The following is a 25,276-nucleotide window of genomic DNA, read 5'->3' as shown; positions in this document are numbered from 1 at the left end:
GTAATAAAGTGTTCAGACTGTAGGTACCTTTTTGTATACGAGACTAGGTAGCGGAAGGATTACTAGAATGATATTAACCAAAGACGATTTAATCACACAGTTTACAAACTGCGGATTAACAGAAGGACAGACTATACTTGTACATACTTCGTTAAATAGTCTGGGCTTTGTAGTAGGAGGGGCTGAAACGTTAATTAGTTCACTTCTAGAAATAGTGGGAGTAGAAGGAACTTTAATGATGCCGTCTCAAACGTGGAAAAATCTAGATCCATCAACTGGGGTTCATGGGGAAGTACCACAGGAATGGTGGCCTATAATTCGCGAAAATTGGCCTGCCTACGACAAAGATATTACACCCGCAATTGGAATGGGTATCGTAGCCGAAATGTTTAGAAAGTGGCCAGGAGTATTAAGGACAGATCACCCGGCAAGGTCACTAGCAGCAGTAGGAAAACATGCAGAATATATGACAAAAGAACATGATTTAAGCAATATTTTTGGTAAAAACTCTCCAATAGATAAATTGTATGAATTAGATGGATATGTATTATTAATTGGGGTCGGATATGATAAAAATACATCGCTGCATTTAGCTGAAACTAGAGCAAACTTTCCTACTAAAAGATATATTGATGAACGTAGTGCAATAATCAAAGATGGAAAGAGAGAGTGGGTTACTTACACTACTCAAGCAGTAGATGACGTAGATTTTGTAAAGTTAGGACATGAATATGATAAAGAAAATAACATTAAGATTCATCAAGTTGGTAATGCTGATGTAAGATTTATGAAGCAAAAACCGTTAGTTGACTGGGCAGTTGAATGGATGGAGAGAAATAGGTGTTAGTTAATATTCTAACAAATTCTGAAATAATAATAACGGAGCACCGCTGGTTTGCGGGCTCCGTTTTTTAATTCTGGAATATCACATTTTTCACATTTTTATGTCATATTGTCTATTTGGAAGCTAAGTTCTTTCATCACTTTTCTTCGATATAGGCCTGGGGTTACACCAGTGAATTTCTTAAATAATTTATGAAAATAAGGTAAGCTCTCGTATCCGCAATTGTGTGCGATCGTATCAATACCTAAGTCAGTAGTTAAGAGCAGCTCTTTGGCAGTTGAAATTCGCTTGGCATTCACATAGTCGGTGATGTTCATCCCTGTTAATTGTTTAAACACCCTAGATAAATGAGCTGCTGAGACTGAAGTCTGCTTTGCCAAATACGAAAGTCCAACGATTTGGTCAGTGTGAAACTGATCTAAGTGTTGAAGTATGTTTAGTAGCCAGGAGGGGCCGACATCGGACTCGGCTAGCTGATGATGGGGGTCTTTTAATATCAAACGATTAATGATGATCAGAAGGCTATTTAAATGTAGTTGAACCGCGTATCTAAAACCAGCTTCGTGTCGTTCCAATTCTTCATGCAGCTGGTTGAGTTTTTCTTCAAGATGAGGGCGCATGGCTGTTGGGACAACAAGCTTATAGCTCTTATATTTTCGGGCTCGCTCAAAAACTTGCATATTCGTAAACGAATCACCTGCTGAATAATGTCCGATCAGTTGCGGATCAAAATAGACAGCAGTGGCTGTAATAGGAGATTCCGAATCTGGCAATGCCTGATGAATGGTATTACCAGGAATGATGAAGAGGTCTCCTTCATTCATTTCATAGAGCATTTGGTTTAAGAAAAACGTACCTTTTCCACTATAAACATATACCATTTCATAGCGATCATGAAGATGTTCGGGTAGTTCTCGATTTGGTGTTTTTATGTCCTTAAATACAATGTCAAACGGCAGGAGGTGGTCGTTAAAAAAATTCTTAATAAGTGGATTTTGCATTTGGTTCACCTCCCCAGATCATCTCGCTTCATAAAAATATCTTACTTATAGAATATCAAAATAGAGTATGTTTTTGCAAAGGTAAAGAATTAACAAATGCCATAATCTTGGTACAATATGATGTATACGCACCGAAATAGAAATTTTCATCAAAGGAGCCAAACATCGATGGACGTCGTTTACCAATTTGAAGAAGTAGCGAGACTTCCCTTGCCCGGGGATAACTGCGCCGTTGCGATTCGCCAATTGAACGCGGGTACCGTCATTCAATATGAAGGCCAATTCCTCACACTGGATTACACAGTTATGGAAGGCCATCGATTTGCGGTGAAAGCGATTGCTCCTGGCGAAGAGCTGCTTTCGTGGCATTTGCCTTTCGGCGTGGCGCTTAAACCAATTCAGCCTGGCCACTATGTGATCAACGAAACTGTACTGGGAGCGCTTAGCGTGCGCCAGTTGACATTTGCGGTGCCAGATGAGCCCAATTTCGGTGATCAAATTCCTCCTTATATCTTTGACGAGGAGAACTTTCGGCCAGCTCCGGCATCCCCAGCATTTACGGAGACGCCTACTTTCATGGGGTATCGCCGTCATGAAGATCGCGGTGTTGGCACTCGGAACTACATCGTTCTACTCGGCACCACTTCGCACACGGGGAGCTACGTGAATGAGCTTGCCGCCCGCCTACAAGCCGAATGGAAGAACGATTCAAATATTGACGGGATAGTTCCCGTCGCGCACACGGAAGGCGGCACGAAGAAGCCGAATAATGTGGAATTGCTGCTACGGACGCTCGCGGGTTTCATGGTGAACCCGAACGTTGGTGCGGTATTGGTCGTCGATTATGGCAATGAATCGGTTACGAACAAGATGGTGGAGGCTTATGCCCACGAGCACAACTACCCGATCGAAGACGTGCTGCACAAGTTCGTATCGCTCACAGGCAGCTTTGAAGAGGAGCTGGTTAAAGGTGAAGCGTTAGTAAAGGAATGGCTGCCAACGGTCAATGCCATGCAGCGTACGCCTGAATCGATCAGCCACTTGCGGTTCGGCTTGCAGTGCGGCGGTTCAGACGCATTTTCTGGTGTATCTGCGAATCCACTGCTCGGCTGGATTTCGGAACAATTGGTTCGTTACGGCGGTGCGGCTAGCCTGGCCGAAACCGATGAGTTGATAGGCGCTGAGCCCCATGTCCTGTCGAAAGTACGCAACGTGGAAACCGCGCGCAAATTTCTGGAACTTGTGAACCGATTTAAGGAGCGCACGTCCTGGCACGGCACTAGCGCGGAGGGTAACCCGTCTGGCGGCAACATGTATCGAGGCTTGTACAACATCTATCTCAAATCCATAGGCGCCGCTATGAAGAAAGATCCCATAACGCGGATTGATTATGCAACCGAGTACGGGGAGATCATGAAGGATGGCGGCTACTATTTCATGGACAGCCCTGGCAATGACCTGGAGAGCATCGCCGGACAGGTGGCAGCAGGCTGCAATGTCATCTTCTTTACGACGGGAAATGGTTCGATTACGAACTTTCCATATGTGCCAACAGTCAAGGTGGTAACGACAACTCGCCGCTTCCAATTGCTCTCGAACGACATGGATGTGAACGCGGGGCAGTATCTGGAAGGCAAGTCAATGGATGAGCTGGGCAAAGAGGTATTCGAGCTGGCGATCCGAATTGCCTCTGGCCAGCGAAGCGTCGGCGAGAAGGCGGGTCATGCCCAGGTACAAATTTGGCGCAATTGGCAGCAGAACGATGCCAGCCAGCTGAAGACGCTGCTTCACACCCCCGTCCCGACAGGGGCTCCGATAGAAATTCAAGATGATACCGTAGCGATGGTTAACCCGATTCAATTTTCCTTTACTCAATATCGCGATCGGCAGTCCAGTGACAACATCGGCTTGATCGTCCCGACCAGTCTTTGTGCCGGACAGGTAGCGGGCATGATCACACGGAGTTTGAACAAACAAGGAGCAGGACAGCCCGAGCTCTCGCGCTTTGTCACATTGGCGCACACGGAAGGCTGCGGCACCTCGGGAGGGCCAGCCGAATCGCTGTTTGCCCGCACGATGATCGGTTATATTACGCATCCAATGGTTGAGCATTGTTTGCTGCTAGAGCATGGCTGCGAGAAAACGCATAACGACTACATGCGCCATCAGATGGAAGTGATAGGCGTTGATGCGAGCCGGCTCGGTTATGCCAGCATCCAGCTCGACGGCGGAATTGCCAAGGTGAGCGAGAAGGTCGAAGCCTGGTTCGCCGATCGATTGGCTGCGGCCAATCCTGCAGAAAAGGTGACGGTCGGTTTGGAAGGGCTGCGAATCGGGATCGTAAGTGTTGGTGCTATTACCGAAGATGCCGGCGAGCAGCTGGCGCTACTAACCAAGATGATTGTCGTCGCAGGAGGCTTGGTCGTCGTTCCCGAGAACAGCGAGTTGCTTGCATCAGCTGCTTTCGGTCAACATCTATTTACTACATCTCAAGTTCGGCCGACTATCGCCTATGGGGAACACGTCCGCCGAAACGGCTTCCACGTTATGGAGACCCCGACAACGCATAGCGTAGAGACGACAACAGGACTCGCTGCTACAGGTGTGGAATTAATCATCGCGCTAATTGGTGACCGTCCGATGCAGACGCATCCTTTCGTCCCGATGCTGCAAATAACGTCGGAGCAGGCCGTGCTGCATAACTATCAGCAAGATATCGACCTGGAGCTCACGGGCAACCCGAGCTTGTGGGGGAATCAAATTCTCGAACGCAGCAAACAAATTTTGGAACATACTTATGTGCCGAGTCTCTATAAGCAAGGTAATATCGATTTTCAAATGACGCGGGGCTTACTAGGCGTGTCGTTATAATACAGACAATATCAAAAAGCGAGGAATGCATATGACGAATGCTTTATTATCCAAACGGCCGCTTGGCAGTACTGGCTTGCTTATATCACCGCTATGTCTTGGGGCCGCTCCGCTCGGGGATATGCCGGAGACCTTTCAGTATAGCACGTCGGAAGAACAGGCATTGGTGACGCTGCGCACCGCTTTCGAAAGCCCAATCAATTTTATAGATACAGCTGCGGCATACGGCGAAGGCGAGAGCGAACGGCGTATCGGCAAAGCCATTCAAGCGAATGGTGGACTTCCGGCAGGTTACGTGTTGGCCACCAAAGCCGACCGCGACTTTAAGACTGGCGATTTCAGCGGCGAACAGATCAAACGTTCCATCGAAGGAAGTCTCGAACGCTTAGGACTGGATCATCTGCAATATGTTTACATCCATGATCCTGAAAATACAACCTTCGAGAATGTTATGGGATCTGGCGGACCGCTAGAAGTACTGCAAAAATTTCAAGAGCAGGGAGTCATCGATCACATCGGTATATCTGGTGGACCGATCGATATGCTCATTCGTTATGTCGAAACGGGAGCATTCAGCGCTGTTGAAACCCACAATCGATATACGCTGCTCAATCGGGCTGCCGAACCTTTGCTTGATGTCGCGAGTCGCAGGGATGTGGCGGTCATTAACGCCGCTCCTTATGGCAGTGGCATATTGGCCAAAGGACCGGATGCCTATGCGCGTTATGCCTATAGCGATGCTCCGCCAATCGTATTGGAGCGAGCGCGCATGTACGCCAAGGTTTGCCAGGAATATAATGTTCCGCTGGCCGCTGCAGCACTTCAATTCTCGCTTCGCGACCTGCGGATTGCCAGCACGGTCGTCGGCATGTCGAAACCAGAACGGGTAGCCCAGACCATAGAACTCGCGAATTACCCGATTGCTCCTGAGCTGTGGTCGGCGTTTGATGCCATCGGCTACGATACGGAAGATCCTGAAGAGAATCGATTCGCGTAGTGGATAGAGGTGCGGCAGTCGATTCATAACCGAGTTGCCCAAGTGATTCACATGAATTGAATCCATAATCTCGTCCCTAAGATAATTCCTTTGGGGCGGGATTTTTGTTCCTCCAACAAGGCGTTGACAAAAAATAAAATGCCACCTAATATAAAATCATACACGATATATTAAATGAGATTCAGTGACAATTAATTCGAGTAGTAACGAAGGAGGATCCACAATTGAGAATTGATGCGCATCAGCATTATTGGAAGCTATCTCGTGGCGATTACGGATGGCTGACGCCAGAACTGCCCGTACTATATAGGGATTACATGCCTGATGATCTAACGAAAGAATTGATCCATAACGGAATTACTAAAACCATTGTTGTTCAAGCGGCGCCATCGGTAGAAGAGACATTGTTTCTATTAAGCCTCTGTGAGCGATATGATACATTAGCGGGTGTAGTAGGCTGGTTGGATTTTGAGGCTGAAACGTTTCAAGAGATGTTTACTTCATTACGTGCCAATCCATATTTCGTAGGGATTCGGATTATGCTTCAAGATATAGATGCAGCCTCCTATGTATTCCGCCCTCAGGTGATGGCCAACTTGAAGTTCTTAGCGGAGCAGGAGTTTCCTGTTGATTTGCTGATCAAGTCCAATCAATTGCCTACAATCGTTACAATGCTGGAGCTCATTCCGAATTTAAAAGCCGTCGTCGATCATATTGGAAAACCGCAGATAGCGATCCAAGAAAAAGAACCATGGCAAGTGTTAATCTCTGAGGTTGCAGCCTATCCGAATGTTTATTGCAAATTGTCAGGTATGGTAACGGAAGCTGATTTTACGAATTGGAAAGAATCTGACTTCACGGGTTATATCCGTCATGCTATTGAAGCATTTGGTACGAACAGAGTGATGTTTGGCAGTGATTGGCCCGTGTGTTTATTGGCTGCGAGCTATGCCCAGGTGTTTGATATTTTGAATAACAATTTGCCAATCGAGTTAACAGAAGAAGAAAAGGAAGATATTTTCGGTAACAATGCAAGTCGCTTCTACAATTTGATAAATTGAAAACGCTCCAGTATACATGATATATTCGGGGAAAGGAGTGGGATGGACGAGATGGGAAGTAAAATCAACCGTGTAAATGTAACGGAAGAAATCTATCGGATTGTAAAAGAAGATATTTTAACTCATAAATTACCTGCCGGTGAAAAGGTCAATATCGATCAGCTTGCCCGCACGTTAGAAGTAAGCAATATACCGATTCGCGAGGCACTTTCCAGGCTGCAATCGGAAGGATACTTACATATGGTTCCTTTCAAAGGGATGTATGTGAATCTGATGAGTCTTCAGCAATTAAACGAACTATTCGAGATCAGATTGCAGCTTGAGCCTCTTGCTGTAGAAAAAGCTGTCCTCCAAATTCCGGATGAAAAGCTTGCGAAACTAAGCGAAACCTTGAATGCGCTTCGTTCGAATCCGATCTCACGCGCAAATGACGGTCTTGCATCCGTTGTGGAAATGAACGCATCTATTCATGGTACGATCCTTGCATACTGCGATAATATCAGCTTGCAGAACTTGGTGCGAGGATACATTGAGCAGATTCAAAGATATCTAACGTTCATTAAAATCAATCTGGATGTAGACAATCGAGAAGTGGAGTGGGCTGAGCATAATGCCATTTTGCAGCGACTGATTCAGAGGGATGTCAATGGTGCTTCTACAGCCATGTATCTTCATATCAGCAATTCTCAAAAAAGGGCAAATGTCCAGTTTATGAAAACGGAAGGATAGGGGATGCAGTTACAAGGAACAGTGGTGATGATTACTGGCGCTGGTTAGAAAGACTGGCGGGCATCCCTTGGTTATTAATTGAGGTAGTAGTTGGGTTACTAGTAAGTAAAAACGACTATTAATCCATGCAATTAATCATACACGATATACTATAAATTATTCTAGGAAGGGTATTACGATGAAAATTACCAAAGTTGAAAGCTTTATCCTGCATGTCCCATTAAATCCGCCTATTACAGATGCCATTAATTCGCCTACCCATTGGGGATTGCCGGGTGTTCGTATTTTTACAGATGAGGGCATTGTCGGCTATGGGTATACAGGAACGTGTGCGCATGGCGATACAATGATCACGGATACGATTGATCACTACTACGCGCCAGTCCTACTTGGCAAAGATCCATTTCAGGTGAAAGAAATTTGGGATGAACTCCGTTTTGGTAAAATGCATTGGATCGGTCGCGCAGGTATCACGCATATGGCGCTTGCAGCTGTGGATATTGCGATTTGGGATATTATGTCCAAAGCAGCAAACAAACCGCTGTGGCAATATCTTGGCGGTCATAAGTCCAAAGATAAAGGCATTAAAGCCTACAATACGAATGGCGGCTGGCTGAACTGGACAAAGGAAAGATTGCTTAAAGACATTAGTTCCTATGTCGAAGAAGGCTTTACAGGGGTAAAAATGAAAGTCGGGAAGCCGAACACCCAGGAAGATTATGATCGCGTTAAAGCCGTTCGTGAATTAATTGGCAGAGATATTATCCTCATGATCGATGTGAATCAGCAATGGAATATCAATACGGCGATGACTTGGGGGAAAAAGTTGGAAGAGTTCGACTTGTTCTGGCTGGAGGAGCCGCTTAATCCGGACGATATTCTCGGACATAAAAAGTTGGCGGATGAACTCAACGTTCCGATTGCATTAGGCGAGCATGTCTACAATAAATATGCATTCCGCGATTATATTCACAATGGTGCGGTCGAGTACGTGCAAGTCGATTGCACGCGTGTTGGCGGTATTACCGAATGGCTTCAAGTAGCAGGGCTTGCGGCAGCCTACGATCTGCCAGTCGTTCCGCATGTCGGCGATATGGGACAAATTCATCAGCATCTTGTCGGTGCTACGCAAAATGCCATTATGTTGGAATACATTCCTTGGATTCGCGACATTTTCCTTGAGCCTGCAACAGTGAAAAATGGTCATTATATCCTTCCGGAAATGCCAGGTGCGTCGACAGAGGTGATTCCGCAGTATTTTGAGAAGTATCGGGTGAAATAAAGTGAGTGTACAAATACGGGATTCATAAGATCATGCATTTATATAGCGTTCAAATGACTGCTGTGTAGTCATTTGAACGCTATATGTGTTCTGTAACTCCAATCGGCCCCTGCCAATGCGAAATTATCGAAGATATCGGCATGAATCGCAGCCCATTCGCAGGCAAGAAAGTCATTTTCGAAGAGAAAGACACTTTTCAAAAGATGTATATCCTAGTGAGTGGGACGATTCCTCAGCAGAGAAGTGCCCATGGTTGCCGAATCGACACTACCGTCTCCCCAGATCTAATAGCTTGCTCAATCAGCATACCGATATAGTGGTCCTGAGAAGCTTCCGGAAGACCATAAAATCCGGGTCCTCCCTTGGCATAGACCGCCATTTTTTTCAAACAGTCTGCAATAGCAATCTCATCGTCATATAGCCTGGCAGGCATGTAAGGGTTTTCGTAAACCCAGCGTTCTCCCGCCATAATTCCTTTGAGGAAGTAGCCTTCAGCATTCTCATACTCACCTTTATTGATGCGCTTTAATTCCATTTGAATCTGGTTGCAAGAAGGATCTTGTATGCTAATCCGATTATCAAATATTTCCCCACGTTCCCCTCGAATACATAGATGGTTTGAACGGGTCCATGAACGATGTTGATCCTTGGTGAAATCGTAAATCCCCAGTTTTCCACCAAAATCCAACCAAGCTATATCTCTCTCTGACTTGATTAGCTTATCCTCTGTAGGCGGACCACTGCGGTTCGGCCCAGCGACCCAATCGGATTCAAATCTCATTCCCTTAATACGGACTTCTTCAAAGGACACTCCTAACATTTTCCGTATTAAGCTTACTGCATGATAATACTGAGATATGGATACAGTCACTTGATTAACCTTGCCTAATTGTCCTGACATAATAATCTTATGACGGGCTTCTTGTATAGGATGGAATTGATATTGTTCCGCAACTTGAATTCGAGCGCCTTGTCGAGTAAGTTTGTCGTGTATCTGAAGTAAACCATCTAAATTAGGTGCAGGAGGTGTTTCTGTAAGTACAGGAATTCCTCGTTTCGCCAGTTGCAGCATATAATCGATAGCGGCCGATGGATGGATTGATAGCACAACAAAGTCTGGTTGTTCATTTACCAAGAGCTGATCTAGTGTCCGATAAGTAGACACATGCCATAAGTCTTCCATCGCCTTTCCCTTGGATTCGTCACGAATGACCATGCCACTAACATTAAATTGTTCAGGAAGAGCCTGTGCAATTCTTAGAAAATACTGTGCGCGAAAGCCTCCACCGCCTATAATGCTGAATGTTATTGGTTTCCCCATCAATTACACCGCCTTCTTCAGTCTTAGCTTCGTTTTATCAAATATAAATTTCATAGTCAAGCTTTAGAATTAGTATAACTTGGTTCATAAAGTATAGAGGAAATTCATGCGTTAATGCGAATTATAAATAGACCAAATAGGATCAGAAATTGGACAACTCGTTCGAATACTTATGTAAACGCTATCAATAGAAAGAGTGATTGGATGAAATCTCGTTTCGTATCCCTTAGCCTATCGCTTGTCTTGGTGTTAACAGCATGCCAGTCACAGAACATAACCAAAATTCCCATAAGCCAGCCAAAGGTTGAAACACTCTCATGGGTCCACCATTTTGATGAGGAAGGGGCTCGGAAATGGTTGGAAATAGGGACACAGCTATTCAGTAAACAGCACCCTTCGTATTCATTCGCACTTACAGGTGTCGATGGAGGTAATTATCTGAGCTTGTTGCGTACGCGGGCGATTTCGGACAATATGCCGGATATGTATATGATCGATAATTTGGATACGGCTATCGATTTTATTCGTTCAGGCTATGCAATGGATTTAAGCAATCAGCCGAGTCTAGCCAATATCGATGAACGTTACCTAAGTGGCGTGAAGACAAGCGATGGGCGTATATGGGCTCTGCCGATTGATGTGAATGGGGTAGGTGTGATTTACAACAAGGAGGCATTTGCCAAAGCTAATATTAAGGAGCCGCCAACAACATGGCAACAATTTATCGAAGCCTGTCAATCCCTGCAAAATGTGGGGATCATCCCGATCGCAGCAGGCTATAAGGATGCTTGGACGATTAGTTGGGATCTCGCGGCGGATATGTTAGCGAATCAATATGCAGCCAATCCCACATGGTTTGCGGATATCGAAGCTGGTAAAACCTCCTTTAAGGACAATCAAATCCAATTCAAAGAGATTTTGCAGCGATTCGGCGAGCGTCTGAAATACGTCAATCGTAGACCATTTGAAACAGATTGGAATCAAGCGCAAATGCTTCTTGCCGAAGGGAAGGCAGGGATGATCATTAACGGCACTTGGACTGTGGATGGGGTGAAATCCAAAAATCCAGCGAGCAATTTGGGTTTATTCGCATTTCCTTACTCGACAGATCCGCAAAAGGCAATATTCGGTTTGAAATCGACAGGCGGTATAGTTGTGAATCCAAAATCACCCCATAAGGAAGCGGCTTTACAAGCATTGGAGCTGTTTGCTACACAACAAATGGGCAACATTTTCCAGACGAATAAGAAAGCGCTATCTGTCATTAAAGGGTTACCCAAAGATTTTGATCCGACCTATATCGAATTAGATTCAACTTATATCCAAACGGGTAAAACGTACGACTGGTCCTCCCTTTATATTGATTTTGTGAATCAAGATCTACAGAAGGTGTTCATTAATGCCATTACGAAATTCATTATTGACCCCTCACACAATGTGGACACCTGTATACAAGAGCTGGATCATGCGTTTAATCAACAACGTCGAGCATCCAAATGAGAGTGGGTAAGGAGCATGGATGAATGAGAGCTTTTCAGCCATTATCAAATCGTATCAAGGATTTTCGAATTCGCACGAAGTTTTTTCTTTCCAATATGATCCTCATTCTGTTCATCTCGACAACCGTTGGCGGGGTTGCGATTTACGCCTCAACCAAGTTTATTGAAGCCAATACCAAGGATCTCTCTATGCAGGTCATCCATCAAGTATCTGACAATATAGAGAGCAAAGCGAAGGAAGCCTTTACCTCCTCCGTTTATCTGCTCAGTGATACGAGTATTCGACAAATTGTGTCTGAACAAGGGGAAGATGTAACCAACGAGAACTATCCTGCCTTTCGTAGTCGTATGGAATTTTTACTTGCACAATATGGCAATGGTAATCCGTATCTGAATGCCATCATGATTCAAACGAGATCAGGGCAATTGTATTGGTGGGAAAATAAAAAGGGGTTAGATCATACACTGAATCATGATACCGTATCGGCAATGACGTTGAGTGCGGAAGCGTATCTGCATACACATAAGCTTAGTAAGGGATGGACACCTTCTTTACGTGAGCGAAATGAAGTGTTTCTAATCCGAGAATTCGTCGATGTGAACCACATAGATCGCAGCTTAGGAACAATTATTTATAGTCTTGATGCTAATTTTTTCCTTTCCTTGGGCAGCGGGAGTTCCATTATTAAGATGAGTAATGTTGCAATCCTCAACCCTCTAAACGAATTGCTGGTCGGCGGCGGAAGTCCAGAAACAGATAAACTTATCCGGAACAGTTTATCGAATGTGCTTAGCGAAGGGGATGCGGCCATGGCTACCGTGGAATATGCAGGCACGGACAGCCATTTATTCGTACAAGAACGAACCCCGACCTTGGAATGGCGTGTGCTATGTTTTATTCCAATGTCTGTATTACTGTCGGGTACGCAAATCATCGTTATGGTGATTGTACTTGTATCCTTGCTGGCCGTACTCATCTCGACAGCCATTGCCGCCATACTCTCCAACTCCTCTACGCGCAATATCAAAATTCTGGAGCAGACGATGCGACGCGTAGAAGACGGCAATTTAGATGTACGCATTGTTCCACTAGGTAAAGATGAAATTGGCAGTTTATCACTTCGGTTTAATTTCATGTTAGCGCGGATCAATGAGCTCATTAATATCGTATACAAGGAGCAAATCGCGAAGCAGCAAGCCGAATTCACTGTGTTACGGAGTCAAATTAATCCTCATTTTCTATATAACACCCTCGGAACGGTGAAATGGTATGCTCGCATGAACGAACAACCTGAGATTGAGCGAATGATCAGCTCCGTTATCGATTTATTGAAGTCATCCGTACGGCGTGTTGGTGAATTTCATACCTTGGACCAAGAAATAACGCAGTTAAAGAACTATATTTTTATACAAAAAATCGGGTATGGGGAAGCTTTTCAAGTCGATTATGAGATAGATGAGCAGTTGTTGGCCTGTGAAGTCCCCTATTTTATCCTGCAGCCGTTGGTCGAAAATGCTATTCTGCATGGAATCGAGATGTCGAAGGGAATTGGCATAATTCGATTAACAGCGAAGGTTGTTGAGCGAGATTTACTTCTGACCGTAGAAGACAATGGCAAAGGTATGGATACCGTACAAGTCGCGAATATCCTGCAAGTCGGCTTTCAAAAAGAATCAGTCCCAGGTGTTACAGGTATCGGCATTCACAATGTTCATGAGCGGATTCAGCTCTATTATGGACCGCAATATGGGCTTAGTTATGCGAGTGCTATAGGATTAGGTACCCAATCCATTGTGCGTATTCCTTTTAAAATAAAACGTTAGGAGGGGAAGGCGCCGTATGCTGAATGCCATGATCGTTGAGGACAATGCGATCTATCGCTATGCGATAACATCGATAATTCGTTGGGAAGATTACGGCTTTCATATCGTGAGTGAAGCTCTAAATGGTGTGCATGCGCTAGACTTATTGCAGCATCAACACGTTGATTTAATTCTGACAGACATATCCATGCCCGAAATGAATGGGATAGATTTGATTCAGAAGGTGAAACAACAGGATGATTCGATAAAAATTGTCGCGCTCAGCTCCTTTGATGATTTTCGTTTCGTGAAGGAGGCTCTGAAGCTGGGTGCTGAAGATTATTTGCTGAAACATGATCTGGAACCTGAATCCCTGCAGCACTTACTCCGGCAAATGAAAATGAAAATTGAAGATGGGCTTCATCAGAAGAGACAAGCAGCCATCCGAAATGAGAATTTGCAGGAAATGTGGCATTTACTAGGAAGAAAGCTCATATTCGGGGAATTGAAGACGGGGGAGGAGATGGAGGAGCAAGCGAGAGCGATACGATTCCCAGTCCCCACTGGCCCCATTGCCATAATGCTTATCGAGGGTGAGATTGACGCGATTTCCACGCGTGCCTTGCAATCGGAATTAGGTGAAGCCCCTATACAAGTTCCGATTTCAGAGCATCGCACCGTGTTTATGAGGCATTTTCCCAATGAGCATAGCGAACAAAAATGTAGAGAAGAATTGTTGCGGCAAGCTGCTTTATTCATCGAAAATAAGGGAGAACGTAGTACCTTGACTGTAAGCATCAGTTCAATCGGGCATGGATTAACGGATTGGACAAGGCTGTATCGTCAAGCAGAAATGGCTCTCGAACACGCCATCTATGATGGTGTCGGTCTAGTTTATTCCTTTTCAGGTAGTAAGCCTAGAGTAACAGAAGGTGGAGAGGTCTCGATAAAAGCCTACGCTTCTGCCGTACAAAGCGGTCAATTTGAAGCGGTAGAAAAGCAAACTGAGCTTTTCTTTGACTTGCTTTTGGCAAGAAGACTATCGTTGGAGGAATTGAAAGGCGTCATCCATGAAGCCGCCATATTAACGAAAGCTGATGCGATTGGCAGAGGCAAGTTTTCTTCAAGTGCGGAGTCAACCTATCGACAAGTGAATCGTGTACTCGAAGCTTTCCCAACATTACCCCAACTGAAGCAACTATTTCAGAAATGGCAAAAAGAATTGAGTTATGAATCGATGGGAAATGCGCCATTTCGCAAAGAGATACAAGCTGCTATTGCTTATATCGAAGAGCACTATGCGGATGATATCACCGTAACCAAGTTAGCTGAAAGTCTTCACCTTAGTTCTAATTATGTATCCAATTTGTTTAAAAGTGAGACAGGATTAAGATTCGTAGAATATTTGAATCGCTATCGAATTCGTAAGGCGAAGTTATTACTTCAGAATCCTACCTTGAAGGTATATGAAGTAGCAGAAAAAACGGGCTTTCAAGAAACTTCCTATTTCTGTAAAGTGTTTAAAGAGCTTGAAGGGAAAACAGTCAAAGAATTTAGATGTGAGTCCTAAAAGATAAGTGAATAATATAAGAAATCAGTGAAATTTGGAAGGCGAAGAGTTGTGAATTGCATTATAATTCACAACTCTTTGTTTTTTTTAGTTGTGGTGAACACTGGTGTTTTCTTATGTATTTAGAAGTTTATTTGAATGTAAGCGCTTTATATTTTAATTATACTGGCAATAGGGACAACATGAGACCTGCTTAGCGAATGAAACGGGTTTCATACGAGAGAAGAGCCCAACTGACGGGAGGATCACGTGTGCAGCAATCCATCAGCGAACATCAGATCATTCAATTATCGCCCGAGGCGATACGCATAGATGGCAAACCAGAAGTTATACTCTGTGCCTCTTTGTTTTACTTTCGACTCCCTCGTGGTGTTTGGAAAGAGCGATTACGTAAAGTGAAAGCCTTTGGTTATAACGCAATTGATGTATATTTTCCATGGAATTATCATGAAACCGAAGAAGGGGTATGGGATTTCGGTGGAGAGAAAGATGTTGCGCAGTTCCTTCAGGAAGCTTCGGACACTGGCTTATGGGTCATTGCAAGGCCGGGTCCTTACATTTGCTCTGAATGGGATGGTGGTGCATTGCCTGCCTATCTATTTGTTGAAGAAAACATGCGTATCCGGGACAATGACCCGCTTTTCTTAACGCATGTGGAGAGATGGTATGCACAGATTCTCCCCATATTACGGCAATATGAACACGGCCAGGGTGGTTCCATTATCGCTGTTCAGTTGGAGAACGAACTCGATTTCTATCCTTGTGAGGATCCCAAAGGTTATATCTCAGCTCTGAGAGATCTGGCCCACCAACATGGCATCAAGGTTCCTTTGATCGCATGTGCAGGGCAAGGAGGTTTGTTTCAAGCTTCCGGGTTCGCTGAAGGTGTTGTGCCCACCTGCAACTTTTACCCGAATGATCGCGATCCATCTTTTGAGGAAAGAGTTCACTACTATAGAGAAGAATTAGCAAGCAAGGGTTATCCTTTGCTAGTAACCGAAACCAACCGTTCACACTTCTTGCTGCGACGATTACTTTCCGCTGGGGCTAAGTTATTAGGACCTTATTTGCAAGCATCAGGGACAAACTTTGGTTTTACGAATGCCGCCAACAATTGGGGAGACCCACTCTCCTTCCTTACATCGGATTATGATTTCCATGGGATGATTACGCCAGAAGGGCATATCCGAGAAGAAGCGTACGAAGGCAGGTTGCTGCATCACATCATTCAAACCTATGGCGCTTCGCTAGCTGAGGCAACACCAAGTGAGCTGAATCATCTTCTTTTAAAAATGGGCGGCGAGCTCGTATTCGAATTGAACGTCTCGGTGTTAGAATGCCCGATCTTGCCACTTCGTGTGCCTTTACGTACATGGGAGATTGCTGGTGGCGGGCAACTCGATTATGCAACGGCAGAACTAATGCAAGTGAAGCATCTAGCGCATGAGCCGCATACGCTTTTCATTTTCCATACGGAGGGTGAAGGAGAAGTTCAATTTACCTTTGAGTCGGAGATTGAACTGAAGAATGCTGAGATGACAGGTTATGTTTCGCCATCCAAACGAAGTGTAACCTTATCCTTTCATTCTTCGGACAATGAAGCCAGAGCTTGGATTCACCTATCGGATGGGCATATTCTTGAAATCATCGGGATGAGCCGATCTCGTGCGCTTCGTTTGGAAAGTATCGATGCGGATGGGCAGCTGCGAATTGACATGATTGCGGTGGAAGTGAAGGAAAGTAAGGAAGTGGAGACGACATGGTGGTTAAGCAAGGTTGACCACGGATCTTTCTTTTCTGAGGAAGCGTTAACCCTAGGTGAAGATGCTGATCATTTAGAAAAACTCGGGATTTATCGAGGCTTCGCTTGGTATAACGCACAATTGCCGCAGACGGATGACAATTATCAGGGCTTCATTCTACAACGCGCTAGTGATGTTGTTTCTCTTTATACGGGAGAAGGGTATATGGGCACGGTAGCACCAGGCGGAACAAGCCGCTATCTGCCAATTCCTGATGGTGTACTGGTCATGCCTGATCTAACAGCCCGCACAGAGATTTGGGGACATACCAATTTCCACGACACGACACTTCCCGGCCTTCATTTGAACAGCCTGAAAGGACTTACCGGCATTGTGGGCGTCACGTCGACAAGGGAATTAAACCAAAACTGGCGATTCAAGATCATGCAAGCCGGTAGTATCAAAGACGAATATGCAGTTACGGATGTGGATGACGGGCAATGGCCGATCGTGAGCATAGGAGGCTGGCTATCCGCAGATCTACCTGCCCATCACTGCTATCGCAAGCACGTGAAGCTGGCGAAGCAAGCCGATCGATGGATTCTTCATATGCCAGGCAACTTCAGCCAAGCTTATGCTTATGTAAATGGACATTCACTCGGACAAGTGAATCCACATGATCCTTTTCTAGATCTTTCACCATTCGTAAAGGCGGGAGAAACAGCGGTTATTACGTTATTTTTGGATAAAACTTACGTCGCTATGAGCGGACATATCACCTTGTACGAAGGTACGTCGGCGAACCAGTGGACCGTAGTGGGTTGTCAGGAACAGGGCTTACTGCAACATGCGCAGTTCTCACGCATCGAAGCGCAGCCTGTTACAGAAGCGATAGCGATGAAACCTGGAGCCGTCGCATGGCTCTACAGCGAGCTCGATGATAGCAACCAAGGCTTGGGATGGCGCGTGTATGCCAAAGGCCAAGATATGAAGTTGACGGTGTTCTTCAACGGACATCTAGTCGGACGTTTATGGACCGAAGGCGGTGCGAATCGCCCCCAATTTCGTGGCGGAAGCGATGAATCTTTTTATTTGCCTGGGCCTTGGTTCCATGAACAAGAAGCGGGGAATGAACTTGCTATTTTGTTGGAAGCAGTAGCGATGGATGGGGATGCCATATTGGAACCGTTACGTTTCGTACCCGTCTCCGATAGTTAATTTGAAAGGAGCTAACGTATGAAAACTGCCACGACCTCAAAGACAATAGATGTCGTTTCACCTGTTGTCAGAAAGCGAACGACACCGCTGCGAAAATTTTGGTCACATCGAACGTTATTACTAATGTGCGTACCCGCTATTCTTTTTTTCTTAGTGATGTCGTATCTTCCTATGCCTGGGCTGTATCTGGCCTTTATCAACTATAACTACTCGGCCGGTATCTTCGGCAGTGACTTCGTTGGATTTGATAACTTCAAATTTCTAGTGACTTCAGGTGCGTTATGGAAGCTAACGTCCAATACCATCCTGTATAATCTTGCTTTTATCATATTCGGAAATATCCTACAGATCGGCATTGCTATTCTACTCAATGAGCTTCGTAAAAAGTGGTTCAAGAAAGTCTCACAATCTCTTATGTTTCTGCCTTACTTCATCTCATTCGTGCTTGTTGGGCTCATTGCTTATAACATTCTCAGTTATGATTACGGTTTGCTCAATGGCATTCTGAAATCGATCGGATGGGATCCTGTCAAAACATACTCGAACCCAAGTATTTGGCCCTTTATCATTGTTATCACGTATTTGTGGCAGTCCACGGGATATGGCTCTATCGTGTATTTTGCCGCCATTATGGGCTTAGACTCCGAAATCGTGGAAGCATCTGAAATTGACGGGGCCAATGCCGTTCAGCGAATTCGTTATATTGTGCTCCCATGGCTAAAGCCAACCTTCATTATTTTGTTTCTGTTCTCATTGGGGGGCATCCTCCGAGGCAATTTCGGCTTATTCTACAACTTAGTCGGCGCCAATAATACAGCGCTGTTCGATGCCACAGATATTATTGAGACATTCGTATTCCGCTCATTAATGAACAATTTTAACTTCTCTTTAGGAAGCGCTGTCAGTTTATATCAATCTGTATTTGGCTTCTTCATTGTCATTACAGCCAACTGGCTTGTGAAAAAGGCTTCACCTGAGAACACCTTATTTTAAAAAGAAAACGTGCTTATTTAAATAATGAATAGCTGAGGAGGGACTTCCCGTGGAGCAAGTCATCGCTCGCCAGAGGGGGACGGATGTATCGTCCGTGGCTATACGACTATTCGGCTACATCTTTATCGCTGTATTCGCACTATGCTGCCTAATTCCATTTCTTGTTGTACTCGGCACTTCGTTCACATCAGAGAAATCGATTACGCTGCATGGTTATAATTTATGGCCCAAAGAATTTAGTAGCTTTGCTTATAAAATCGTGTTTGAGAATCCCGGAATTATTCTTGGTTCATACGGTGTGACGCTGGGAATTACGATCGTGGGAACAACCATTGGGCTGTTCGTCGTCGCGATGACGGGATATTCCTTGCAGCGACCAGATTTTCCTTATCGCAACCGGATCTCCTTTTTCATCTACTTCACAACGTTGTTTCATGGGGGTGTTGTCCCATTCTACTTAATTATGACGCAATGGCTGCACCTCAAAGATAACTACTTAGCGGTTCTGCTGCCAGGACTTATGAGCCCATTTCTCATTATTATGATGAAAAGCTTCGTCACATCGATTCCTCATGCGATTACGGAGTCAGCTAAAATGGATGGAGCAGGTGATTTTAGAATCTTTACGAAGCTAATTTTGCCGATGACAACACCTGCTTTAGCAACAATCGGATTGTTTATTGCACTGGGGTATTGGAATGAATGGTACAATGCCATGCTGTTCCTATCACCGGATTTGAAATATCGACCACTTCAATTATTTCTCTATAATGTGGTCACCAGTGCTGATTTTATTAAGAATTCATCCGTTTCTTCCAATGTGCAACCGAGAGATATGCCGCTTGAGTCCATGAAAATGGCCACAGCGGTTGTTGCAACGGGCCCTGTCATCCTGTTCTACCCATTGGTACAGAAATATTTCATCAAAGGTATCACCGTTGGTGCTGTTAAAGGCTAACGTTATGCATACATCAAAAATGATAATGGGGAGGCAATTCCATGTTCAAGAAAAAGAAAGCGCTTAGTATTGCACTCGCTGCGACGCTCGCAGTAAGTTTGACGGCTTGTACGTCATCTAACAGCACTTCTTCAGATTCGACGGCACCTGCAACAGCTGCTGGTGGTAAAATCGATACATCTGAGTTTCAAACGATTTCTTATGTCATGTTAGGCGACAAGCCGAAGAATGGTCAGTTTGAGAAAGTCATGGAAAAACTCAATGCCATTTTGAAACAAAAGGTTAATGCCAAACTGGAAATAAAATGGGTGGAATGGGCCGATTGGCAAACAAAATACAATCTATTACTCGCCTCTGGGGAGCCTGTTGATTTAATTACTGTAGCAACCGACTGGTTGGATACGTGGCAAAATGCGCAAAAAGGCGCCTTCCAGCCATTAGATAAGCTCCTGCCAACGTATGCACCAATCACGTGGAAGGAAGTTCCGCCTGAGAACTGGGCAGAGACGAAATACAAGAATCAGATCATGCTAATCCCGGAAGATCATTATACACAATGGGTGAATCATGGTTTTCAATATCGTGGTGATTGGGCGAAGGAATTCGGTATAACGTCGCCAATTACAGATTGGAAGACTTTGGAGAAATACTTACAGGCTGTCAAGGATAAGAAGCCAGGTGTTATTCCTTGGGATACGAATGGAACCTCAGGAGGAAATATTGGCGGGTATATCAATTCCTATACGGATGCGATTGAACTCCCTATAAACACAGGTTTATTCGCATTAGTCTATGGCAAATCATTTAATGATAAGTATAAAGCGTATAGCCCTTTCCTGGATGATACGTTCATGGATTTTGCTAAAATGATGAAAAGCTGGGGGGACAAGGGCTTCTGGCGCGAAGATGTCTTGAACTACAAAGGCGACAACCGTGCGTTGCTCGAAGCGGGGAAAACGTCCGTAGATCAGCATCATACGCAAACTTACCTCGGCGAACGTATCAAAATGGATAAGCTGCAGCCAGGATCAGACCTACAATTCTTCCCATTCTCGGCGACTAAAAATAACCTTGTCTCAATGTCGATCACGCATGGCGGTACGTCCATTGGGGCGAAAAGTAAGCATCCAGAGCGTGCTTTGATGGTTTATGAGCTTATTCGTCAGGACCCGGAAATTTATAAACTGATGAACTATGGTCTTGAAGGCGTGCAATATGTTGTAGAAGATGGAAAGCGTTTCCGTCCGGATGGTTACGATGTCCAACGTGATGATTTCTACTCCAACTTCTGGGGTGGCCGTATCGATAAGAACGAAATCCCGAATGGCGAAGACTGGTCTGGCAAAGGCGCTTTGTATGCATCCTACGATAAAATCAAGAAAGCTTATCCGTATGGCCGATTTGTTTTCGATAAAGCACCCGTCACGAATGAGTTAACGGCAATTACACAAGTAGTCGGATCCAAGGGACCTGCGATCCTCTATGGTAAAGCTGGTGACCCTGTGAAAGCAGTCGAAGATTTCCGGGCGAGTTTGAAAGCTGCTGGTTTTGACAAAGTCATGACAGAAGTCCAAAAGCAATTGGATGAATTCAAAAAAGTGGTAGAAAGTACGAAATAAGAGAAATTCCACATCGAAGGTCTGTTTCAGAACAGGCCTTCGATCTTTCGCTTTTCATTTCGATGTAACGGAGAGTGAGCTCCTGGGAACCATTACAGTCTACGATATTGCTAGGGAAGCGAATGTTTCCGTCGCGACAGTTTCCCGAGTTCTCAATGATACAGCACCAGTAAGTGCATCTACTAGGCAGAAGATTATGGCCATTATTGAAAAACATAAGTTTCAGCCCAATGCCTTAGCACGCAGTCTGGTCAATAAGAAAACAGGCATGATCGGCGTATTGTTTCCGGATAGCAGCAATATGTTTTTCCCAGAAGTGTTCGGAGGAGCAGAGCGAGCTGCGCAAAAGCTGGGGTACACCCTTTTTTTATGCAACACCTTTAGCGATTACAGCAGAGAATCCGAATATTTAAATTTGCTATGTGAAAGGCAAGTAGATGGACTCATTCTCATGGGGGGCCGTATTAATGCACGACATTGCCCCGCATCGCTTGTGCAGGAAGTGGTGGATATTCAGAGGAGAATCCCCATTGTAATGATCAATGGCTCACTGTCAGGACATCCATGTCATCGTGTGAAAACAGATGAATATTTAGGCACCAAGCTAATTGTTCAGCATTTGATTGATCAAGGTCATCAGCAGATCGGTTTCTTAGGCGGAAGTGCAGCCACGACAACCACGATGGAGAAGTTGCAAGCTTACCGGCGTACGCTAGAGGCGAGTCAACTCCCTTACCGCAAGGAATGGGTACGCATGGGGAGTTTCTCTATGTCTTGCGGGCGCCAATTAATGGAAGCATTCCTTGCCATGTCCAATCGCCCTACAGCTGTTTTATGCATTAATGATTATGTGGCCATAGGTGCTATGAAAGCAGCCCTGTCACGCGGAATACGGATCCCAGAAGATATGGCGATTGCTGGGTTTGATGATACGCAATTGTCATCAGCGATGAATCCAGAACTTACGACGGTTTCGCAGCAAAGTGAACAACTGGGCAAGCAGGCGATGTTAATATTATCTAAATTGATTCAGAAAGAAAAAGTGGCGAAACTTACGGTATTAGCGCCTAATCTCATCATTAGGCAGAGTACACAATGAGAACAAACAGCTTAACGGAATAGTAGAAACAACAAAAACGGAGTGCCGCGGGTTTGCGGGCTCCGTTTTCTAATGAATGATGTATCATCACAATTATGATCATTTTTTGAAGATAGTATCTCAAAATTGTTGAGAAATTTATCATAATGAATTAACATACAGGAAGTAGTTCATGTTTGCAGTTCACTCTTCATTTGGCACGGAAATAAGGGAGTAACGGTGGAAGCCCTTCTCATGAAGGGCTTTTTCTAGTAAGGCTAATTCACTGCTTAGGAGTTGACTGTAGGTTCATGATAAAGAAAGAAATCGCACATATTCGCAAGCACTTTAGATTGGATAACGAAATGCTTAAAATTTACGATATTTTTAACGTGTATATCATGAAGGAAACCAACGAGATCTATCATTACGAGCGCCAACCGTTCGCCCTAGTGGACAGAGAGAAGCAGGAATTGTATATGGCTAATTTCAAAAAACTGTTGACGGGCGAATTAGATCAGAAGATGTACGAGTTAAGGTTTCAGGAGGAAGCAGAACAGCCTACACAAGTGCTTCTCCATCAAGGTTTGGTGACCGGTAATCCGGAAGAATGGCAAGATCTGATGCTATTGTTGGTGGATAAAATGTTGGCTGATACCATCTACGAACAGGATACAGTGATAACATTTGTTCGCGGCCAATATTCAAATCCAACCAAGAGCAGGAACGAAGATGCCATGGAGAGCGAGAAGAACGAGATGTTCTCGAATTTGTTCATTCTGTGCAGCGTGAATTCCACGGAACAACAGAAGAAAACGCTCATGTTTGACTATGTGGAGAGAGAATTTAAGTATAATGTTTTCGTGGATCCGATCATCAAATTGAACACGCCGGAACAAGGTTTTTTCTACCCAAGTGTGACTGACAACTATTCCGATGTGAATCGCATTTTGTATTGCTCAGGGAGAGCGCATGAACCGAATTGGCAGTTTATCGATCAAGTTTTGAATGCCGAGAAGACCGTGACAGCGTTAGAAGAAAGGGCCATTTTTGAAGACATCGTAAATGAATTGGCAGGCGATCAACTGGATGCCGCGACGATCGCTCATGTGTACGAGGAGATTCATCGGGTCATCGAGTCTAATGAGGAAGAAGAGCCTCCGAAGTTGGACTACAAAGATGTGGAACGCATTCTGGCGACGAGTGGTGTTGAAAACGTAACGGCGGAAAGGGTGGAACGAGCGTTCCAAAACGTCGTCGACGACAAAAACTATGAACTCAAAGCGAGCAGCGTTATGCCAAAGTTCACGTCGAAATCGATTAAGATTGATACGAAAGTAGCTACGATTACGGTTAGCCCGCAAGATTTAAAGTACGTGAGACAGGTGAGTTATCAAGGAAAACGATGCATCATGATCGAGGTTGATGAAGACGTCGTGATCGAAGGTTTTACGCTCAATACGGAGACGTTGTAGAGTAGGGAACTTTCACGCAGACGGTGCATGTGGAGTGCTGTTCACTATTAGTTTGGAACGGAAATAATGAGTGAGAAGTTAATGTGGGATTGCCCTCTTTAAACAAGAGGGTATTTTTTTGTCTTCATAAGGGAGTGGGAGCAGGATACCACATCAGCACTTAGAAATTAGGAACCGACTTCAAATAAAATCCCGCCATAGGCGGGGGTGGTGATGGTGGTGGTATCTTCTTATACTTCAATCTTTACTTAATCTAATACTTAACATACTTATGGTGACGAAAATGACGCTTTATTTAATGAGAGTCACCATCTGTTCCCACAACTAGAACACCAATTAATTGGGGTGTTTTTACCAATCAGCCCTCCTAGTAAGCCTACAGCACCAAAAACCAATCCCCCCACTGTAGCTTTCCCTAAGCTAAATCCCTTTTTTTCGGTACTGATGTTGGTTGAACTACATTTCGGACATTTAAGGGTAAAGTTTGTGCTTGGGTAATTAATATCTGTTACTGCGAATTTATCTGTGGCTTTCTGTTGCATTCTTTCACTAACATGTCTACTTGAAAGGGCTTGAATAACTTTATCTATCTTTTTGGGGTGGTACTTTAATATCGTCATATATTCTCTCATCATTGGAAATAACCAATCTTGTACTTCATCACTTCTAAGAGTACCGGAATTTATTTTTTGTGTATAACGCTGAACAAATATTGCTTTATGGCTCAGTTCTTTTCTTATATAATTTAATTCCTTTTCGCAACTTTGTATTTTATCTGCGGAATATCCTGCTTCTTTCATGTCGATTATCAGTTTTTGTTGTTTATTAAAATCAAGATGAGCGGGGTTTGTTTTATAAGAGTTCAACCTATTTTCAATACTGTTAATTAGATTTTTCTTAGAATCATCATTATGATTATTCTCTGTTTTTTCTGGAAGAGTATCTATTTCGTTCATCCCCTTTTGGTAAAATCGTGATAGTTAAAATTGGTTATGTATGTTTATCGTCAAGTTATAGTAAGATTTTTAGATGAAGATATACCTACAATAGAAAAAAAACTTAGCATCTTGACTAAGGTTCATGAATTGGTTAGTTAGCGGATACTCCCGCTTCTACTGGGAACATTTTTGTTATTAATGTATACTGTCACATGTGGAGTGTACAGTTTTCTAATTGAATATGGAAGATCTTGAGAGGTGGCGGCAGACTAGGAGA

The 25,276-nt window shown here is 44.3% G+C and carries 18 protein-coding genes; 15 read left to right on the top strand and 3 right to left on the bottom strand.

Annotated elements, in window-relative coordinates:
- The first annotated feature begins 67 nt into the window (after window positions 1-67).
- Window positions 68-847, top strand: coding sequence for an aminoglycoside N(3)-acetyltransferase (locus tag ASG89_RS19345; protein ID WP_057312589.1), 780 nt, complete (start codon window positions 68-70; stop codon window positions 845-847).
- Between the two features lie 95 nt (window positions 848-942).
- On the opposite strand, the gene ASG89_RS19340 is transcribed toward ASG89_RS19345, so the two are convergent.
- Window positions 943-1,845 (bottom strand): AraC family transcriptional regulator, encoded by a 903-nt coding sequence (locus ASG89_RS19340; protein WP_057312587.1) that lies wholly within the window; start codon window positions 1,843-1,845, stop codon window positions 943-945.
- Window positions 1,846-2,013: 168 nt separating this feature from the next.
- On the opposite strand from ASG89_RS19340, the gene ASG89_RS19335 reads away from it, so the two are divergent.
- The 5 genes from ASG89_RS19335 (at window position 2,014) to ASG89_RS19315 (ending at window position 8,785) form a co-directional block, all read left to right on the top strand.
- Entirely contained in the window at window positions 2,014-4,716 is a 2,703-nt protein-coding gene (locus tag ASG89_RS19335) for a UxaA family hydrolase (RefSeq protein ID WP_057312586.1), read from the top strand.
- Between the two features lie 31 nt (window positions 4,717-4,747).
- Window positions 4,748-5,713, top strand: coding sequence for an aldo/keto reductase (locus ASG89_RS19330; protein WP_057312584.1), 966 nt, complete (start codon window positions 4,748-4,750; stop codon window positions 5,711-5,713).
- 224 nt (window positions 5,714-5,937) lie between these two features.
- Window positions 5,938-6,774: an amidohydrolase family protein gene (locus ASG89_RS19325; RefSeq protein ID WP_057312582.1), complete on the top strand. Its 837-nt coding sequence runs from the start codon at window positions 5,938-5,940 to the stop codon at window positions 6,772-6,774.
- 51 nt (window positions 6,775-6,825) lie between these two features.
- Window positions 6,826-7,503, top strand: a complete 678-nt coding sequence (locus ASG89_RS19320) for a GntR family transcriptional regulator (RefSeq protein WP_057312580.1) — start codon at window positions 6,826-6,828, stop codon at window positions 7,501-7,503.
- A 178-nt stretch (window positions 7,504-7,681) separates the two neighbouring features.
- Window positions 7,682-8,785 carry a mandelate racemase/muconate lactonizing enzyme family protein gene (locus tag ASG89_RS19315; RefSeq protein ID WP_057312578.1) on the top strand — a complete coding sequence of 368 codons (1,104 nt, stop codon included), beginning with the start codon at window positions 7,682-7,684 and terminating at the stop codon, window positions 8,783-8,785.
- Window positions 8,786-9,017: 232 nt separating this feature from the next.
- Here ASG89_RS19315 and ASG89_RS19310 read toward each other — a convergent pair whose 3' ends face one another.
- Window positions 9,018-10,106 (bottom strand): Gfo/Idh/MocA family protein, encoded by a 1,089-nt coding sequence (locus ASG89_RS19310; RefSeq protein ID WP_057312576.1) that lies wholly within the window; start codon window positions 10,104-10,106, stop codon window positions 9,018-9,020.
- Window positions 10,107-10,463: 357 nt separating this feature from the next.
- Here ASG89_RS19310 and ASG89_RS19305 point away from each other — a divergent pair, with 357 nt between their 5' ends.
- The 9 genes from ASG89_RS19305 to ASG89_RS19265 all read left to right on the top strand — a co-directional run bounded on the left by ASG89_RS19305 (window position 10,464) and on the right by ASG89_RS19265 (window position 24,061).
- Complete coding sequence (locus tag ASG89_RS19305; protein ID WP_162259715.1) at window positions 10,464-11,606, top strand: ABC transporter substrate-binding protein; 1,143 nt, start codon at window positions 10,464-10,466, stop codon at window positions 11,604-11,606.
- A gap of 23 nt (window positions 11,607-11,629) precedes the next feature.
- Entirely contained in the window at window positions 11,630-13,429 is a 1,800-nt protein-coding gene (locus ASG89_RS19300; RefSeq protein ID WP_057312573.1) for a sensor histidine kinase, read from the top strand.
- A gap of 16 nt (window positions 13,430-13,445) precedes the next feature.
- On the top strand, window positions 13,446-14,978 hold the full coding sequence (locus ASG89_RS19295) for a response regulator (RefSeq protein ID WP_057312571.1): 1,533 nt from the start codon (window positions 13,446-13,448) through the stop codon (window positions 14,976-14,978).
- Between the two features lie 251 nt (window positions 14,979-15,229).
- On the top strand, window positions 15,230-17,938 hold the full coding sequence (locus ASG89_RS19290) for a beta-galactosidase (protein ID WP_057312569.1): 2,709 nt from the start codon (window positions 15,230-15,232) through the stop codon (window positions 17,936-17,938).
- 123 nt (window positions 17,939-18,061) lie between these two features.
- Complete coding sequence (locus ASG89_RS19285; RefSeq protein ID WP_235549831.1) at window positions 18,062-18,931, top strand: ABC transporter permease; 870 nt, start codon at window positions 18,062-18,064, stop codon at window positions 18,929-18,931.
- Window positions 18,932-18,980: 49 nt separating this feature from the next.
- Window positions 18,981-19,889: a carbohydrate ABC transporter permease gene (locus ASG89_RS19280; RefSeq protein ID WP_057312566.1), complete on the top strand. Its 909-nt coding sequence runs from the start codon at window positions 18,981-18,983 to the stop codon at window positions 19,887-19,889.
- 41 nt (window positions 19,890-19,930) lie between these two features.
- Window positions 19,931-21,508: a DUF3502 domain-containing protein gene (locus ASG89_RS19275; RefSeq protein ID WP_057312564.1), complete on the top strand. Its 1,578-nt coding sequence runs from the start codon at window positions 19,931-19,933 to the stop codon at window positions 21,506-21,508.
- A gap of 82 nt (window positions 21,509-21,590) precedes the next feature.
- Complete coding sequence (locus tag ASG89_RS19270) at window positions 21,591-22,607, top strand: LacI family DNA-binding transcriptional regulator (protein ID WP_057312562.1); 1,017 nt, start codon at window positions 21,591-21,593, stop codon at window positions 22,605-22,607.
- 290 nt (window positions 22,608-22,897) lie between these two features.
- Window positions 22,898-24,061 (top strand): DUF4317 domain-containing protein, encoded by a 1,164-nt coding sequence (locus ASG89_RS19265; protein WP_057312560.1) that lies wholly within the window; start codon window positions 22,898-22,900, stop codon window positions 24,059-24,061.
- A gap of 305 nt (window positions 24,062-24,366) precedes the next feature.
- Here the strand turns inward: ASG89_RS19265 and ASG89_RS19260 are convergent, their stop codons facing one another.
- Entirely contained in the window at window positions 24,367-25,017 is a 651-nt protein-coding gene (locus tag ASG89_RS19260) for a hypothetical protein (protein WP_057312558.1), read from the bottom strand.
- Between the last annotated feature and the right edge of the window lie 259 nt (window positions 25,018-25,276).

It is taken from the genome of Paenibacillus sp. Soil766 (assembly GCF_001428105.1).
Taxonomy (GTDB): domain Bacteria; phylum Bacillota; class Bacilli; order Paenibacillales; family NBRC-103111; genus Paenibacillus_E.
This window is presented reverse-complemented; position numbering and strand designations above follow the sequence as displayed.